Source organism: Allosalinactinospora lopnorensis (assembly GCF_000981225.1).
Classification (GTDB): domain Bacteria; phylum Actinomycetota; class Actinomycetes; order Streptosporangiales; family Streptosporangiaceae; genus Allosalinactinospora; species Allosalinactinospora lopnorensis.
Window position 1 is genome coordinate 16,762 of record NZ_LAJC01000012.1, and the last position, 14,852, is coordinate 31,613.

Genomic DNA, 14,852 nt, shown 5'->3' on the forward strand with positions numbered 1-14,852 from the left:
GACGACACCGGAAGCGCGTGTCCACAGCCGACCATGCGCCCGCACCGGAGCGCGGCGCCGGGGCTCGGCCCCGGCTACACCTCCATGACCAGTCCGGGCACGCGCGGGCCGTAGCGCTCCATCAGGGCCGCGTTGCGCCCGTCACCGCCCGGGACGTTGGCGCTGGTCCACCGGGGCAGCTCGACCCCGTGGGCCACGGCGAGGTCGTCGAGCGCCGCGAGCAGCAGCGACCAGGCGTAGGCCGAGAGGATCGTGGAGACCGCGGCGGTACGCGGCGCCTCGGGCGGGTACACCGCGTCGCCGGGCGGGACAGCGGTGTCGAGCACGACCGCCGCGTGGTCGACCACCCGGGAGCCCGCGCGCGCGGCGGCGCCCTCGGAGGCCGCCGCCGAGGTCACGGCGATCACCGGAACACCGCGGGCCGCGCACTCCCGGGCGACCTCGACCGGGTAGGGGTTGCGCCCGCTGGTGGAGAACACCACCGCGGCGTCCCGCACGGTCGGCGCCGCCTCCGCGACAACGGAGGCGCCCAGTCCTTCCCGGCGCTCCGCCCTGGTACTGCGCCGGGCACCGGACAGCGGCACGATCGCGGGGTCCCAGAGCGGCCGTACCGCGGCCAGCCCGCCGGCGCGGTAGAACGTCTCGTACACCAGCGCGAGGGAGTGCCCCGATCCGGCGACGTAGACGAGCCCGTCCGATCCGACGGCTCCCAGCACGAGTTCCGCCGCGCGGCCGACCGCTTCGCCGGAACCCGTGTCGACCCGGTCGAGCAGGTCCCGGACCCGCTGGGCATAGCCGTCCCGGGCGGTCCCGGGCGTGTCCTCGGCCAAGGCGAACGACCTCCTTCAGGTGTCCCGCGTCGGGCGCCGTCCGGATGGACGGCGCCCGGCGCGGTCGTCACCAGCGACGCTAGGCGACCGCGCCGCCCCAGAACACCAGATATCCGGTGGGTGATGTACCTTCCGGCGGGAAACGGCCGCACGGTCAGCGCGCGGCACGAAGGCGAGGGATCGGCCCGGCGGGAACGGTAACCGCCGGATCCGCCCCGCTTCAGTCGCCCGGCGAGCGGTCCTGCCTGCCGTCCTGATCGCCCCCCTTGGCGTGCCGCACCGCTTCGGCGAGCTCGTCGACGACCATGTGTTCGCTGCTGCTCTCGCCGCGGCTGTAGGCCACCCGGCCGAGTGTCTGGGCGAGTACGGGAATGGTGGTGAACTGGAACAGCACGACCAGCAGCAGCGGGGTCGCGACGGAGATGTCGGGAAGCTGGAAGGCCACCCCGATCAGGATCAGGATCAGACCGACCGTGTCGGGTTTGGCGGCGGCGTGCAGCCGGCCGAGCAGGGTGGGCAGCCGCACGAGCCCGATGGTGCCGACGAGAGCGAAGAGGGCCCCCAGCGGCAGCAGGACGGCCGTGATCCAGTCAGTCGCGGTCATGAGCCCGCCTCTCCGCGAACCGCACCGCTGTCACCGTCGCGACGAAGCCCAGCAGCGCGATCGACACCATCAGCCCTATGTAGGCGGCGTCGCCGCGGGCCGCGGCCTCGACCGCGATCACGCTGACCAGCAGGACCGAGATCGTGTTCAGACAGACGATCCGGTCCAGCACCGACGGCCCGCGCACCAGCCGCAGCAGCGTGAACAGCACGGCCAGCGCGAGCAGGGCGAAGGTCGCCGTGTAGACATGCTCCAGAACGTTCACGGCCGTTGCATCTCCCCGTTCTCTTCGGTGCCGGCCTCGGCGGACCGCAGCAGCGCCGCGAACTCCTCCTCGGCCGCCTCGAACCCGGTCACGTCCTTCGCGGTGCCGAACGCGCGGACGATCAGCTCCTCGGTGCGCCGGATCCGTCGGCGCAGCGACTGCGCCCCTCTGGGCGAGTCGATCGGGATACCGTGCACGTAGATGACGCCCTCTTCCCGGTTGAGCTCGATGACCAGGCTTCCGGTGACCAGCGACAGCCCTCCGCTCACCATGGCCAGCAGCAGGTCGGAGTCGGTGCGCATCGGTACCGCGACGATCGCGCCGCGCACTCGCCCGGGGCGCCACAGCACGTGGAAGGCGACCTGCACACTGGACCAGAGCAGGTCCCACCCGATGCGCGCTCCCAGGCGGAGCGCGTACCACGGCCGGAACCCCAACCGGACGGGAAGGTGCGGCAGCTTCGCCGCGGCATAGCAGAGCGACGCCACCCCGACGCCCGCGAGGAGGGTCCCCGGGCTGAAGTCGCCCCAGAGCAGCGCCCACATCACGGTCAGCCAGACCACAGTGGGCAGCCGGCCGAGCAGCCGCTGGTACGGGGAGCGGCCGGTCCGGGCCTCGGCAGCACTCATGGAGCCCCCTCGGGAAGTACGGCTTCGATGTAGGCACGGCCGTCGAGCAGGTCCCGCGCGGCGGTGAACGCGATGTCGGTCAGCGGACCGGCCGCAGCGGCCACGAGCAGCCCGACACCGACCATGGTGCCGGTGGTGGCCGCCATGAGCCGGCGCCCCACGAAGTCGGGGCCGCGCCGCAGCTCGGCCCGCGCTTCGAGCATGTCGGGCAGCGGGGTGCCCCAGAACGCGCGGGCCCAGACACGGAAGATGGCCATGAGCGTGAACAGGCTGGTGAGCACGCCCGCGGTGAGGCCGAGGTAGATGAGCCATCCGCCCGCTTGGACACCGGCCTGGAACAGCGCCACCTTGGCGACGAAGCCGGACATCGGCGGCAGCCCCGCCAGGCTCAGCGCCGGCAGGAAGAAGAAGATCGCCAGCAACGGCGACACAACGGTCAGCCCCCGGATGGAGCGCAGCGAGGTGTGCCCCACGTACTGCCGGATGAGCCCGTTCACCAGGAACAGCGTGGCCTGCACGACGATGTGGTGGACCAGGTAGACCAGGACGCCGGCGATCCCGGCCACCGAGTTCAGCGCGAGCCCGAAGACCATGAACCCGATGTGGCTGACGAGCGCGAACGACATGATCCGGTTGATGTCGTCCTGGACCAGCGCGCCCAGGATGCCGATCACCATGGTCGCGATCGCGATCCACATCATGACGGTGGAGACGTCGTCGCGGCCGAACAGCAGTGTCTGGGTGCGGATGATGGCATAGACGGCGACCTTGGTGAGCAGCGCGGCGAAGATCGCGGAGATGCGGGTGATCGCCACCGGGTAGCTGTCGGGCAACCAGAAGTGCATCGGCACGATCGCGGCCTTGATACCGAACACCACCAGGAAGAGCAGCGCCAGGACCATGCGCAGCCCGGCGGGTGCGGCGCCCAGCTTCTCGGCGACGTCGGCCAGGTTCACGGTGCCGGTGAGCGCGTAGACCAGCGCGATCCCAGTGAGGAAGAAGATCGAGGAGGTCAGGCCGACCACCGTGTAGATCATGCTCGCCCGCACCCGCGCCCGTGTCGGCGCCTGGGTGATGAGCGCGTAGCTCGCGGTCAGCATGATCTCGAAGCCGACGAACAGGTTGAACAGGTCGCCCGAGAGGAAGCTCAGGCACACGCCGGCGGTGAGCACCAGATAGATGGGGTGGAACACCTGCGGAACGGCCCGGCTGAGCCCGCTGATGTCCTGGCCGATCGCGTACAGCAGCACGATCAGCAGCACCACGCTTGAGACCAGGAGCAGCAGCGCGGCCAGCGGGTCGACCACCAGGGTGATCCCCAGGGGGGCCGCCCAGCCTCCGGCCTGGCTCGCGACCACGGTGCCGTCGGCGGTCGCCGCCAGCAGCAGGGTCGAGTCGGCGATCACCACCGCCAGGGTCACGGCACTGGCCACCTGCTGGGCGCGCGGCGCGCGGCGCAGCAGCAGGGTGGCCGCCGCGCCCAGCAGCGGCACCACGAACGGGACGGCGATCAGCAGGTTCACGAGGAGTCCTCCGGCTCGCTCAGCCGGCCGATACGGCGGTCCTCCAAGTCGTCGGGGACCTCGTCGTTGTTGTCACCCAGCCACACCCGGTAGGCGAGCGCGAGCAGGAAGGTCGTCACCCCGAACGTGATGACGATGGCAGTCAGCGCCATGGCCTGCGGAAGCGGATCCGATATCTCCCCGTTCGGCCCGCCGAGCAGCGGGGGCAGCGTGATGGCCTCGTCGGTGAGCATCAGGGAGAGGTTGGCCGCGTGGCCGAGCATGATGATGCCGAAGACCACACGCATCAGTGAGCGCTGCAGCAGCAGGTAGAACCCGCCGGAGTAGAGAACGGCCACCGCGGCGACCAGGAGGAGACCGGGGGTGCTCATCGCGGCCCGCCCCCAGTCCGCCGGAGGCGGCGCGCCCGCTCGCGCCCGGCCTTGGCCTCCTCTTCCTCGGCTTCCATCCGGGCACCAAGAGCGGAGACGACGGACAGCACCAGGCCGACGACGATCAGGAACACCCCGATTTCGAAAACGAGAAAGCTCGCGAACTTCACGTCGCCGAAGACGGGGAGAGCGGCCTCGTAGCTGAAGGTCTTCAGGAGCGGAGCGCCGAACAGCAGCGGGAGTACGGCCGTACCGCAGGCGACCAGCATCCCGAGTGCGAGCACACGCTCCGGACGCGTCGGCATGCCCGCGGCGAGCTCGTGCCTGCCGCCGGCGACGTAGCGCAGGACGTAGGCCATGCTGGCGACCAGACCGCCGGCGAACCCTCCCCCGGGTTTGTCGTGCCCGGAGACCAGCAGGAAGACCGAGAGCACCAGGATGGCAGGTATCAGCAGCCGGGCGGCCACTTCCAGCAGTACCGAGCGGGGCCCGAAGGCCGGTCGGACGACCGTGCTCAGCCAGCGCTCCCTGGGCGCCTCCCATCCCTCGGGAGGGGCGCCGCCGCTGCCCTCCGGGCCGCGGGACTCCCGCTGCCGCTCGCCGTCGATGTTCACGATCGGTCCCCCTCCCCTGCCGGTCCACTGTCCGCGCCCGTCCCGCCCGCTCCGGCCGCAAGGCCGTTCCCGGCGGCCGGGTCCCCCTCGCCGTCCGAGCCGGCTGCCCCCTCCTCTTCGAGCGGGTCCGCGCCGGACTCCTCGACCACCCGGGCGCGCCGGTTGAGCAGTACCAGGGACGCCACGGCGATCGCCGCCGTCGCGAGTACGACGACCTCGCCGAAGGTGTCCAGCGCCCGGAAGTCGGCCAGGATGAGGTTGACGAGGTTGTCGCCGCCGGCCTCGTGCGCCCTCGGGGCGTATCCCAGCGAGACGGGCGCATCGGTCCGCGCGGCGGTCATGAGCCACAGCGAGACGGCGATGAACGTCCCGGTGGCCGCGCACAGCAGCACCGTGAGCCGCTTGCCCCAGCCATTGGGGCGGGTGCCGAACGTCGCGGGCAGCCGCCGCAGCACGAACACCAGGATGACCGTGGTCAGTGTCTCCACCAGGACCAGCGTCAGCGCCAGGTCGGGCGCCCCGTACAGCGCGAACAGGCCGGCGATGCCGAAGCCCATGGCACTGATCAGGATCAGCGCCGGAAACCGCCGGTGCTCGCGGACGGTCGCGACCGCCGTGACCACGATGAGCAGCGCGACCACCCCTTCCAGGGGACTGTTCCAGACCCGGAACCCCTCTCCCGCGCCCGGCGCGGCGACATCGCCGGTGACCAGCACCACGACCAGGCGCGCACCGGGCAACGCGAGCAGCATCGCCAGGATGACGCCGAGGTAGACCGGCAGCGAGCCGCTCTGCAACCGCCGGGTGACGCCCAGCGCGAAGGCGTAGGTCGCGTGCACGAAGAGGTGGTAACCCGTCTCGGCGTCGGGCCAGCGCGGCATCGCCCGCTGTATCCGGGCCACCCCTTCGCGCCGGTAGAACAGCAGGACACCAACCGCGATGACCAGCGCGGACAGTCCCAGTGCCGGGGTGGGGCCGTGCCACAGCGCCAGGTGGTACGGCTGCCCTCCGGCGTCGAAGGGCGCCGCGTAGCTCTGTGCGAGCGGGTCGAGGAGGAATGCCAGCGCCCCCGTCGCCAGGCTCACCGCGGCCAGTGATACGGGCGCGGCGACGAAGGCCGCGGACGGATGCGGAAAGCGGCGTTCGGACACGGCCGCCTTGTCGGCGAAAGCGCCCCACACGAAGCGCGCGCTGTAGGCGAAGGTGAGGATCGAGGCGAGCAGCACCCCGGTGAGCACGGCCGCCGCCGCGCCAGGGGGCATTCCGGCTGCGTGTCCGGGCAGGAACGCCTCCAGTGCGGCCTCCTTGACGACGAATCCGAGCATCGGGGGCACCCCGGCCATGGACGCCGCCGCCAGCGCGGCCGCGGCGGCCAGCACCGGCATACGCCGGCCCAGGCCGCTCAGCGCCCCGATACTTCGAGTGCCGGCCTGGTGGTCGATCACCCCGACGGTGAGGAACAACGCCGACTTGAAGAACCCGTGCGCGAGCAGCGCGCCTATCGCGGCGACCGCGGCCACCTGCGTCCCTGCCCCGGCGAGCAGGGTGAGAAAGCCGAGCTGGCTGACCGTGCCGTAGGCGAGCAGCAGTTTCAGGTCGTCCTGACGCAGTGCTCGCCACCCCCCGATGAGCATGGTCGCCAGCCCGAAGGTGAGGACCAGCGCCCGCCAGGGATCGACGTCGGCGAATCCGGGCGCCAGCCGCGCGATCAGATAGACACCGCCCTTGACCATGGCGGCGGCGTGCAGGTAAGCGCTCACCGGTGTCGGCGCGACCATCGCCCCGGGCAGCCAGTAGTGCAGGGGCACCTGCGCGGACTTGGCGAAGGCCCCGGCGAGGATCAGCACCAGCGCTACCGGCAGCCAGGGGCTGGCGGTCGGCGGGGCGGCGACCAGCTCGGAGATCCGGTAGCTGCCGCCGATCTCGCCGAGCAGGATGAACCCGACGAGCATGGGCAGGCCGAAGCCCGCGGTGGTGATCAGCGCCTGGGTGGCGGCGCGCCGCGCTTGCTCCTTGCGGTCGTCGTTCCCGATCAGCAGGAACGAGGTGATGGAGGTCAGTTCCCAGAAGACGAACAGCGCGAAGAGGTTGTCGGTGCTGACGACACCGAGCATCGCCCCCGCGAACAGCACCAGAACGGCGGCGAGCCGCCCGATCCCGCGCTCGCCGGTGTGGAAGTAGCGGGCGCAGTAGCCGAAGATCACCGCCCCCACACCGCTCACCAGCAGCACCATGGCCAGAGCCAGGGCGTCGACCCGGAAGTCGAGGTCGATGCCGAGTGCGGGAACCCAGGCGATGGAGGACGTGGCCGGCCGCCCCGCGACGATCTCCGGTGCTCGGGAGAGTACCCAGACAACGGTGGCCGCGGGCGGCAGGCACGCCAGCAGGAAGGCGCGCGGTCCCGCAACGCGCACCAGCCACGGCAGAAGCACCGCGGTCACCGCGTGCAGCGCGAGAAGAAAGGGCAGCAGCATCAGGATGTCATCGGCGATCGGACCGGAGGCGCACGTTTCTCGCCGCCGGCGGGCGGGCGGGTGGAGTGCAACATCGAGCGGACTGACCGAGTGGCTCTAAGGCTAGCCGGGCAGCGGGCCCAACCTTGACCCTGGCGTGGACGGGTGTATGATTCGCCGCGTTTTACGGCCCCCCGTCAGACAGTTACTCTACGTATCTCTATCGAACTACCAGGGGATACGCGTTTCAGCTGGTCGTGAAGAGAATTCACATTCCCGGACTGACCGTGTTTGATCTCACTGGATCACGCGAAGAGATCGCATGCTCAAACCGCGCTCGCGCATCTAAGGGCGCAACACCATCGATTATGGTCACACAGAGTGATGACATCCGGCTTGTTCTCCGGCCACCGAACCGGCGTCGACCGCTGCACGCATGATCTTGACGGAACCTTAACGCACACCCGTCCCGCGTTCCTTTTCCGGGTTCTGATTCGCGGTGGTGGCCAGGTGGGGCCAGAATTACCACCATGGCCCGTACTACGTCCCAACCTCCCGAGGAACTCGCTGAGAAGATCATCGACATCGACGTGTCCGAGGAGATGCGCGGCAGCTTCTTGGAATACGCCTACTCGGTGATCTACCAACGAGCGTTGCCGGACGCCCGCGACGGGATGAAACCCGTCCAGCGGCGGATCCTCTACCAGATGAACGAGATGGGCCTGCGCCCCGACCGCGCCCACGTCAAGTGCGCCCGCGTCGTCGGCGAGGTCATGGGGAAGCTGCACCCGCACGGCGACGCCGCGATCTACGACGCGCTGGTGCGGATGAGCCAGGCTTTCGCCATGCGCGTCCCGCTGGTCGACGGGCACGGCAACTTCGGGTCCCTCGGCGGCGACGACGCCCCCGCGGCGATGCGTTACACCGAGGCGCGGCTGGACCGCGCCGCCCAACTGCTGACCGCCTCCATGGACGAGAACGTCGTGGAGTTCCGGCCCAACTACGACGGCCAGGAACTGGAGCCGGAGGTGCTGCCGGCCGCCTTCCCGAACCTGCTGGTCAACGGCGCGTCCGGGATCGCGGTGGGCATGGCCACCAACATGGCCCCGCACAACCTCGGCGAGGTCATCGCCGCGGCGCGGCACCTGATCGCCCACCCCGAGGCCACGCTGGACGAGCTCATGGAATTCGTCCCCGGCCCAGACCTGCCCACCGGCGGCACCATCGTCGGCCTCGACGGCCTCCGCGACGCCTACGTGAAGGGACGGGGCACGTTCCGCACCCGTGCGACCGTGTCCATCGAGAAGGTCTCGCCGCGCCGCACAGGCCTCGTCGTCACCGAGCTCCCCTACAGCGTCGGGCCGGAGAAGGTCGTCGCCCGCATCAAGGAGCTGGTGCAGTCCAAGAAGATCCAGGGGATCTCCGACCTTAAGGACCTCACCGACCGCAACCAGGGTCTGCGGCTGGTCATCGAGCTGAAGAACGGCTTCAACCCCGAGGCGGTGCTGGAGGAGCTGTACCGGCTCACCCCGATGGAGGAGTCCTTCGGGATCAACAATGTGGCCCTCGTCGACGGCCAGCCGCAGACGCTGGGGTTGCGCGAGCTGCTTCAGGTCTATGTCGACCACCGGCTGGACGTCGTGCGGCGGCGCTGCGAGTTCCGCCGCGGCAAGCGCGAGGAGCGGCTGCATCTTGTCGCCGGGCTGCTCATCGCCCTGCTCAACATCGACGAGGTCATCGCGCTGATCCGCGACTCGGAGGACTCCGCGCAGGCCCGCCGACGGCTCATGGCCACGTTCGAGCTGTCCGACACCCAGGCCCGCTACATCCTCGACACTCCTCTGCGCAGGCTCACCAAGTACGACCGTCTGGAGCTGGAGAACGAGCGCGACCAGTTGAACACCGAGATCGCCGAGCTCACCGCGATCCTGGAGTCCGACGCCAAACTGCGCGAGCTGGTGTCCACCGAACTGGGCGAGATCGCCGGCGAGTACGCGACTCCCCGCCGCACGGTCCTCATGGAGAGCTCCGGTGCCACCCGCAGCGCGGCGATCCCGCTGGAGCTGGCGGACGAGCCCTGCCACGTCCTGTTCAGCACCAGCGGCATGCTCGGCCGCAGCAAGGGCGCGGCCCTCCCGCGGATGTTCGAGGGACTGCGCACCAAGCACGACGCGATCGCGGCGTCCGTCCCGGCGAGCTCGCGCTCCGAGATCGGCCTGATCACCGATCTAGGGCGGATGATCCGCCTCCCGGTGCTGGAGCTGCCCGAACTCCCCGACGCCGCCGCGGAGGCGCCGCCGCTGGCCTCCGGCCTACCGGTGAGCGAGTTCGTGGAACTGGCCGAGGACGAACGCGTGCTCTCGGTCGCCGTGCTCGACAGTGACGGCCCGGGAATCGCAGTGGGGACCGCGCACGGGGTGGTCAAGCGGGTCGCCCCCGACTATCCGCAGAACAAGGACGACTTCGAGATCATCAATCTCAGGGACGACGATCGGCTCGTGGGGGTCACCCAGCTGTCCACGGGCGAGGAGGACCTGGTCTTCATCACCTCCGCGGGCCAGTTGCTGCGGTTCTCCGCCGAGACGGTGCGGGCGCAGGGCCGCGCGGCCGGCGGCGTGACCGGCGTCAAGCTGGCCGAGGGGGCGCGGGCACTGTGGTTCGGCGCGGTCGCGCTGCCCGAGGACTCCGTCGTCGTCACCGTCGCCGGCGACTCCACTTCCTTGCCGGGAACACAGGCGGGCTCTGCGAAGGTGACCCCGTTCGAGACCTTCCCGGTCAAGGGGCGGGCCACCGGTGGCGTCCGCTGCCAGCGCTTCCTCAAGGGGGAAGACACGCTGATCTTCGGCTGGATCGGCCGGGCACCGGCCCGCGCCAGCCGCGCCGACGGCGGGCCGGTCCGGCTGCCCGACCTCGACCAGCGCAGGGACGGTTCCGGGGAACCGCTCCCCCGCGCCATCACCGTGGTCGGGAGCGGACAGACCGATGCCGGTGTGGGCCTCTCGGAGGCCGGTAGCTAAAGTTCGACGTCGGGGCCGGCTGCGGGGCTTCGAAAAGCGTGCTTCGGAGCCGGCCGAAACGCACGTGGAGTTGTGTGGAGCTGTGTTGTGAGCAATGCCTTCGATGACGTTCTCAGCGCGAACACCGACTATGTCGAGAACTTCGCCCTGGCCGGCCTGCGCCCTGCGGCCGCCCGCGGTCTCGCCCTCATCACCTGCATGGACTCGCGCATCGAACCGCTGGGCGTCCTGGGGCTCAAGCCCGGCGACGCCAAGGTGCTGCGCAACGCCGGCGCCCGCGTCACCGACGAGACGCTGCGCACCCTGGTCCTGGCCGCCTACCTCCTGGAGGTGGAGCGCGTCATGGTGATGCCGCACACCCGCTGCAAGATGGCCTCGGTCGACAGCGACGACGCCGTCCACGGTCTCATCTACGAGAAGCACGGGGTCGACACCCGCAGCCTGGAGTTCCACACCGACAACGACCAGCTCGGCGCGCTCCGCCATGACCTGGGGCGCGTCCGGCACCATCCACTGCTCCCGAAAGGGCTTCCGGTCGCGGGTGTGATCTATGACGTCGACACCGGGAAGGTATCCCCTGTGGACGCGTGACCCCGCGGGAATGGGAGACCCGTCCCAGCCGTTGTGACGCGCGATGAAGGGAGTTCCCATGGAGGAGTCGACCTACGAGACCTTCGCACGCGGCAAGATGCGATTCGACCTCGGTGATCCGATCGGCGCGGCCAAGCTCCTCGCCCCTCTCCGCGAGAAGGAGCCCGAGAGCCGCTCGATCCTGGAACTCCTGGGTCGGGCCTACTTCCACTCCGCTCAGCTGGCAAAGGCCGAGCAGACCTTCCGCCGGCTCCTCGAACTCGACCCCGGCGACAACTGGGCGCACATCGCGCTGGCCCGGTCGCTGGAACGCCAGAACCGCGACGACGAAGCGGCACCGCACCGGCGGTTGCACGCGGCCATGTCCGGAGGGTCCCTCGACTGATCGGCTCATCGCCTCGGCCGGTGCCGCGTGGTCACCGGCCGAGGAGGCTGCCGACATCGCGTAGCGGCGGCCGTGTGGCGCGAAGCGCCCTCCCCGGCGTCGTGCAGCGAGGGAGGCACCAGCACCCACGCCCCGCCACGCGCGTACCCGGTATCCCAGCTTCCCTTCCCATCGTTCGCCGTGCTGTTTTTACCGCCTCGCTGCGGCCCAGATGGCAAAAACAGCACGGCGGCCCATCCCTCTCTCCTGCCCGCTGCCAACGGGGACGGCGTTAGCTTCAGACATGCCATCTACGCCCGAGGAATCGTCCGGCTGGGTCGACCGTTCCTGCGCACGCACACGCTCTTGGGTGGACGAGGCCATCCGCAGGGTCGTCGCCGACGCCAACCGTTCGGCGGACACCCACCTGCACGTGTTCCCGATGCCCCCCGAGTGGGGCATCGACCTTTACCTCAAGGACGAGTCGGTGCACCCCACCGGCAGCCTGAAGCACCGGCTGGCCCGGTCGCTGTTCCTCTACGGCCTGGCCAACGGGTGGATCACCGAGAACACCCCCCTCGTGGAGGCGAGCTCGGGCTCCACCGCCGTCTCCGAGGCCTACTTCGCCCGGCTCATCGGGCTGGACTTCATCACCGTGGTCCCCCGCTCGACCAGCCCGGAGAAGATCGCGCTGATCGAGCGCTACGGCGGCAAGTGCCACTTCGTGGACGTCCCCGCCAAAATGTACTCCGAGGCCGAGCGGCTCGCCGCCGAGGTCCGCGGGCATTACCTGGACCAGTTCACCTACGCCGAGCGGGCCACGGACTGGCGGGGGAACAACAACATCGCCGAGTCGATCTTCGAGCAACTCGGGATGGAGCGCCACCCGGTCCCCGAGTGGATCGTAGTGGGGGCCGGGACGGGCGGAACCTCCGCCACCATCGGCCGCTACCTGCGCTACCGGCGCCACTACACGCGGCTGGCGGTGGTCGACCCGGAGAACTCGGCGTTCTTCCCGGGCTGGGTCACCGACGCGCCCGACTACGCCACGGGCATGCCCTCGCGCATCGAGGGGATCGGCCGCCCGCGGATGGAGCCCAGCTTCGTCCCCTCCGTCATCGACCTGATGATCCCGGTCCCCGACGCCGCGAGCATCGCGGCCATGCGCCACCTGAACGACGTGACCGGCCTGTGCACCGGCGGTTCCACCGGCACCAACCTGTGGGGGGTGTGGCAGCTCATCGCCCGGATGCTGCGCGAAGGGCGCCGGGGGAGCGTTGTCACGCTGATCTGCGACGGAGGCGAGCGCTACTGGCACAGCTACTACGACGACGCGTGGATGGCGGAGAAGGGGCTGAACCTCGCGCCCTACACCGCCACGCTGGAACGCTTCCTCGCCGCCGGCGAGTGGGCCCCACCGGCCCCTTAGTGGCGGGGTTCAGGCGTCGATCCGGTTCAGGTCCAGCTCCTGGGCTCCGTTGGCGATGAACTCGCGGCGCGGGGCGACCTCGTTCCCCATGAGCAGCCCGAAGACCGAGGCCGCCTCCTCGGCGTGCTCGACGCGGATCCGGCGCAGGGTGCGGTGGCGCGGATCCATCGTGGTCTCGGCGAGCTGGTCGGCGTCCATCTCCCCCAGCCCCTTGTACCGCTGGACCGGCTCCTTCCAGCTCAGCCCCTTCTTCTCCAGCTCCAGCAGCTTACGCTGCAGCTCGGCGTCGCTGTAGGTGTAGATGTAGCGGTCCTCGGGCTTCGCACCGCGCTTCTTCTTGCGGACGTTGGTCAGCTCGATCCGGTGCAGGGGCGGCACCGCGGCGTAGACCCGGCCGGCCTCCAGCATCGGCCGCATGTACCGGTAGAACAGCGTCAGCAGCAGGCACCGGATGTGCGCACCGTCGACGTCAGCGTCGGCCATAAGGATGACCCGGCCGTAGCGCGCGCTGTCCAGATCGAACGTGCGGCCCGACCCCGCGCCGATCACCTGCAGGATCGCCGCGCACTCGGCGTTCTTGAGCATGTCGCCGACAGAGGACTTCTGCACGTTGAGGATCTTGCCGCGGATCGGCAGCAGCGCCTGGAACTCCGAGTCGCGGGCGAGCTTGGCGGTGCCGAGGGCGGAGTCCCCCTCGACGATGAAGAGTTCACTGCGGTCCAGACCCTCGCTGCGGCAGTCGACCAGCTTGGCCGGCAGGGCGGAGCTCTCCAGTGCGTTCTTGCGCCGCTGGGTCTCGCGCTGCTGGCGGGCCGCCACCCGCGCCCGGGCGGCGTTGACGACCTTCTCCAGTACGGTCCGGGCCTGCTGCTTCTCCCCGCGCTTGGTCGAGGCCAGGAAATGCCGCAACTCCTTGCCGAGCACTTGGGAGACGATCCGGGTCGCGGCGGAGGTGCCCAGGATCTCCTTGGTCTGCCCCTCGAACTGCGGCTCGGGCAGCCGGACGGCGACCACGGCGGTAAGCCCTTCGAGCACGTCCTCCTTGGTGACCGGGTCGTCGTTGGTCTTGAGCAGCTTGCTGCTGCGCAGCTGGTCGTTGACCACCCGGACCAGCGCCCGCTCGAACCCGGCGATGTGGGTGCCGCCCTTGGGGGTGGCGATCACGTTGACGAACGAGCGCACCGTGGACTCGTAACCGGTCCCCCACCGCAGAGCGATGTCCACCTCCAGGTGCCGATCGACGTCGGTGGGCGTCATGTGACCGTTGTCGTCGAGCACCGGGACGGTCTCGGTGAAGTAGCCCGAGCCCTGGAGGCGCAGCACCTCGTTGACCGGTTCGTCGGGGGCGAGGTAGGCGCAGAACTCGCTGATGCCGCCGTCGAAGCGGAATTCCTCCTCGTAGGGCGGCTCGCCTTCGGTCCGCTCGTCGCGCACCGCGATCGTCAGCCCCGGGATGAGGAAGGCGGTCTGGCGCGCGCGGTCCAGCAGCGCCTCGCGCGCGATGTCGGCCTCCTTGAGGAAGATCCGCCGATCCGCCCAGAAGCGGATGCGCGTACCGGTGACCTTCTTGGCCACCCGCCGCACCTGCTCGACCCCCGACCCCGGGGCGAAGTCGGCGTCGGGCCCCGGCGTGTCGAACCGGCCGGGCAGCCCGCGCCGGAAACTCATGGCGTGCGTGTGGCCCTGGCGGTCGACCTCGACGTCGAGGCGGGCCGAGAGCGCGTTCACGACGGAGGCGCCGACGCCGTGCAGGCCGCCGGAGGCCGTGTAGGAGCCGGAGCCGAACTTCCCGCCGGCGTGCAGCTTGGTCATGACCAGTTCGACACCGGAGAGACCCGACTTCGGCTCGGCGTCGACGGGGATGCCGCGCCCGTTGTCGCGCACCTCGACCGAGCCGTCGGCGTGCAGCACGACGTCGATCCGGGTGCAGTGGCCGCCGAGCGCCTCGTCCACGGAGTTGTCGATGATCTCCCACATGCAGTGGGTCAGGCCGCGGCTGTCCGTCGACCCGATGTACATGCCGGGGCGCTTGCGGACCGCCTCGAGTCCTTCCAAGACCGAAAGATGCCGAGCAGAGTAATCCTCGGGATCATGGACGGCAGCGGTGAGGGCGGTCACGTGGACATCTCCTGCGTTTGTGGACGGGCGCGACACCGCCCGGC

The 14,852-nt window shown here is 70.1% G+C and carries 13 protein-coding genes; 4 read left to right on the forward strand and 9 right to left on the reverse strand.

Going from position 1 to position 14,852, the window contains the following annotated elements; translation table 11 throughout:
• Positions 1-74 precede the first annotated feature (74 nt).
• The 8 genes from VS93_RS06390 to mbhE all read right to left on the reverse strand — a co-directional run bounded on the left by VS93_RS06390 (position 75) and on the right by mbhE (position 7,310).
• Positions 75-830: a sugar isomerase domain-containing protein gene (locus tag VS93_RS06390; RefSeq protein ID WP_046469088.1), complete on the reverse strand. Its 756-nt coding sequence runs from the start codon at positions 828-830 to the stop codon at positions 75-77.
• A 220-nt stretch (positions 831-1,050) separates the two neighbouring features.
• Positions 1,051-1,434, reverse strand: a complete 384-nt coding sequence (gene mnhG, locus VS93_RS06395) for a monovalent cation/H(+) antiporter subunit G (protein ID WP_046469089.1) — start codon at positions 1,432-1,434, stop codon at positions 1,051-1,053.
• Positions 1,421-1,699 (reverse strand): monovalent cation/H+ antiporter complex subunit F, encoded by a 279-nt coding sequence (locus VS93_RS06400; protein WP_046469090.1) that lies wholly within the window; start codon positions 1,697-1,699, stop codon positions 1,421-1,423. The genes mnhG and VS93_RS06400 overlap by 14 nt, the downstream gene beginning before the upstream one ends.
• Entirely contained in the window at positions 1,696-2,328 is a 633-nt protein-coding gene (locus VS93_RS06405; RefSeq protein WP_046469091.1) for a Na+/H+ antiporter subunit E, read from the reverse strand. The genes VS93_RS06400 and VS93_RS06405 overlap by 4 nt, the downstream gene beginning before the upstream one ends.
• Positions 2,325-3,851, reverse strand: a complete 1,527-nt coding sequence (locus tag VS93_RS06410; protein ID WP_046469092.1) for a Na+/H+ antiporter subunit D — start codon at positions 3,849-3,851, stop codon at positions 2,325-2,327. The genes VS93_RS06405 and VS93_RS06410 overlap by 4 nt, the downstream gene beginning before the upstream one ends.
• Positions 3,848-4,222, reverse strand: coding sequence for a sodium:proton antiporter (locus VS93_RS06415; protein ID WP_046469093.1), 375 nt, complete (start codon positions 4,220-4,222; stop codon positions 3,848-3,850). Before VS93_RS06415 ends, VS93_RS06410 begins: the two co-directional genes overlap by 4 nt.
• Positions 4,219-4,836 carry an MnhB domain-containing protein gene (locus VS93_RS06420; protein WP_236700378.1) on the reverse strand — a complete coding sequence of 206 codons (618 nt, stop codon included), beginning with the start codon at positions 4,834-4,836 and terminating at the stop codon, positions 4,219-4,221. Before VS93_RS06420 ends, VS93_RS06415 begins: the two co-directional genes overlap by 4 nt.
• The gene (mbhE, locus tag VS93_RS06425) at positions 4,833-7,310 is read right to left on the reverse strand and encodes a hydrogen gas-evolving membrane-bound hydrogenase subunit E (RefSeq protein WP_082126662.1); all 2,478 of its coding nucleotides are present in this window, start codon (positions 7,308-7,310) and stop codon (positions 4,833-4,835) included. Before mbhE ends, VS93_RS06420 begins: the two co-directional genes overlap by 4 nt.
• 509 nt (positions 7,311-7,819) lie before the next feature.
• On the opposite strand from mbhE, the gene VS93_RS06430 reads away from it, so the two are divergent.
• The 4 genes from VS93_RS06430 to VS93_RS06445 all read left to right on the forward strand — a co-directional run bounded on the left by VS93_RS06430 (position 7,820) and on the right by VS93_RS06445 (position 12,690).
• Positions 7,820-10,306, forward strand: coding sequence for a DNA gyrase/topoisomerase IV subunit A (locus VS93_RS06430; RefSeq protein WP_046469094.1), 2,487 nt, complete (start codon positions 7,820-7,822; stop codon positions 10,304-10,306).
• Positions 10,307-10,393: 87 nt separating this feature from the next.
• Positions 10,394-10,897 (forward strand): beta-class carbonic anhydrase, encoded by a 504-nt coding sequence (locus VS93_RS06435; RefSeq protein ID WP_173434271.1) that lies wholly within the window; start codon positions 10,394-10,396, stop codon positions 10,895-10,897.
• Between the two features lie 58 nt (positions 10,898-10,955).
• On the forward strand, positions 10,956-11,282 hold the full coding sequence (locus VS93_RS06440; RefSeq protein WP_046469096.1) for a tetratricopeptide repeat protein: 327 nt from the start codon (positions 10,956-10,958) through the stop codon (positions 11,280-11,282).
• Positions 11,283-11,565: 283 nt separating this feature from the next.
• Positions 11,566-12,690, forward strand: coding sequence for an L-cysteine desulfhydrase Cds1 (locus VS93_RS06445; protein WP_046469097.1), 1,125 nt, complete (start codon positions 11,566-11,568; stop codon positions 12,688-12,690).
• Between the two features lie 9 nt (positions 12,691-12,699).
• On the opposite strand, the gene VS93_RS06450 is transcribed toward VS93_RS06445, so the two are convergent.
• The gene (locus tag VS93_RS06450) at positions 12,700-14,808 is read right to left on the reverse strand and encodes a DNA gyrase/topoisomerase IV subunit B (RefSeq protein WP_046469098.1); all 2,109 of its coding nucleotides are present in this window, start codon (positions 14,806-14,808) and stop codon (positions 12,700-12,702) included.
• Positions 14,809-14,852: the final 44 nt, after the last annotated feature.

Bases quoted from the DNA above. Each gene is read 5' to 3' on its own strand.
- mnhG (WP_046469089.1), bottom strand. From the start codon at position 1,434: ATGACCGCGACTGACTGGATCACGGCCGTCCTGCTGCCGCTGGGGGCC.
- VS93_RS06405 (WP_046469091.1), bottom strand. From the start codon at position 2,328: ATGAGTGCTGCCGAGGCCCGGACCGGCCGCTCCCCGTACCAGCGGCTG.
- VS93_RS06415 (WP_046469093.1), bottom strand. From the start codon at position 4,222: ATGAGCACCCCCGGTCTCCTCCTGGTCGCCGCGGTGGCCGTTCTCTAC.
- mbhE (WP_082126662.1), bottom strand. From the start codon at position 7,310: ATGCTGCTGCCCTTTCTTCTCGCGCTGCACGCGGTGACCGCGGTGCTT.
- VS93_RS06430 (WP_046469094.1), top strand. From the start codon at position 7,820: ATGGCCCGTACTACGTCCCAACCTCCCGAGGAACTCGCTGAGAAGATC.
- VS93_RS06440 (WP_046469096.1), top strand. From the start codon at position 10,956: ATGGAGGAGTCGACCTACGAGACCTTCGCACGCGGCAAGATGCGATTC.
- VS93_RS06445 (WP_046469097.1), top strand. From the start codon at position 11,566: ATGCCATCTACGCCCGAGGAATCGTCCGGCTGGGTCGACCGTTCCTGC.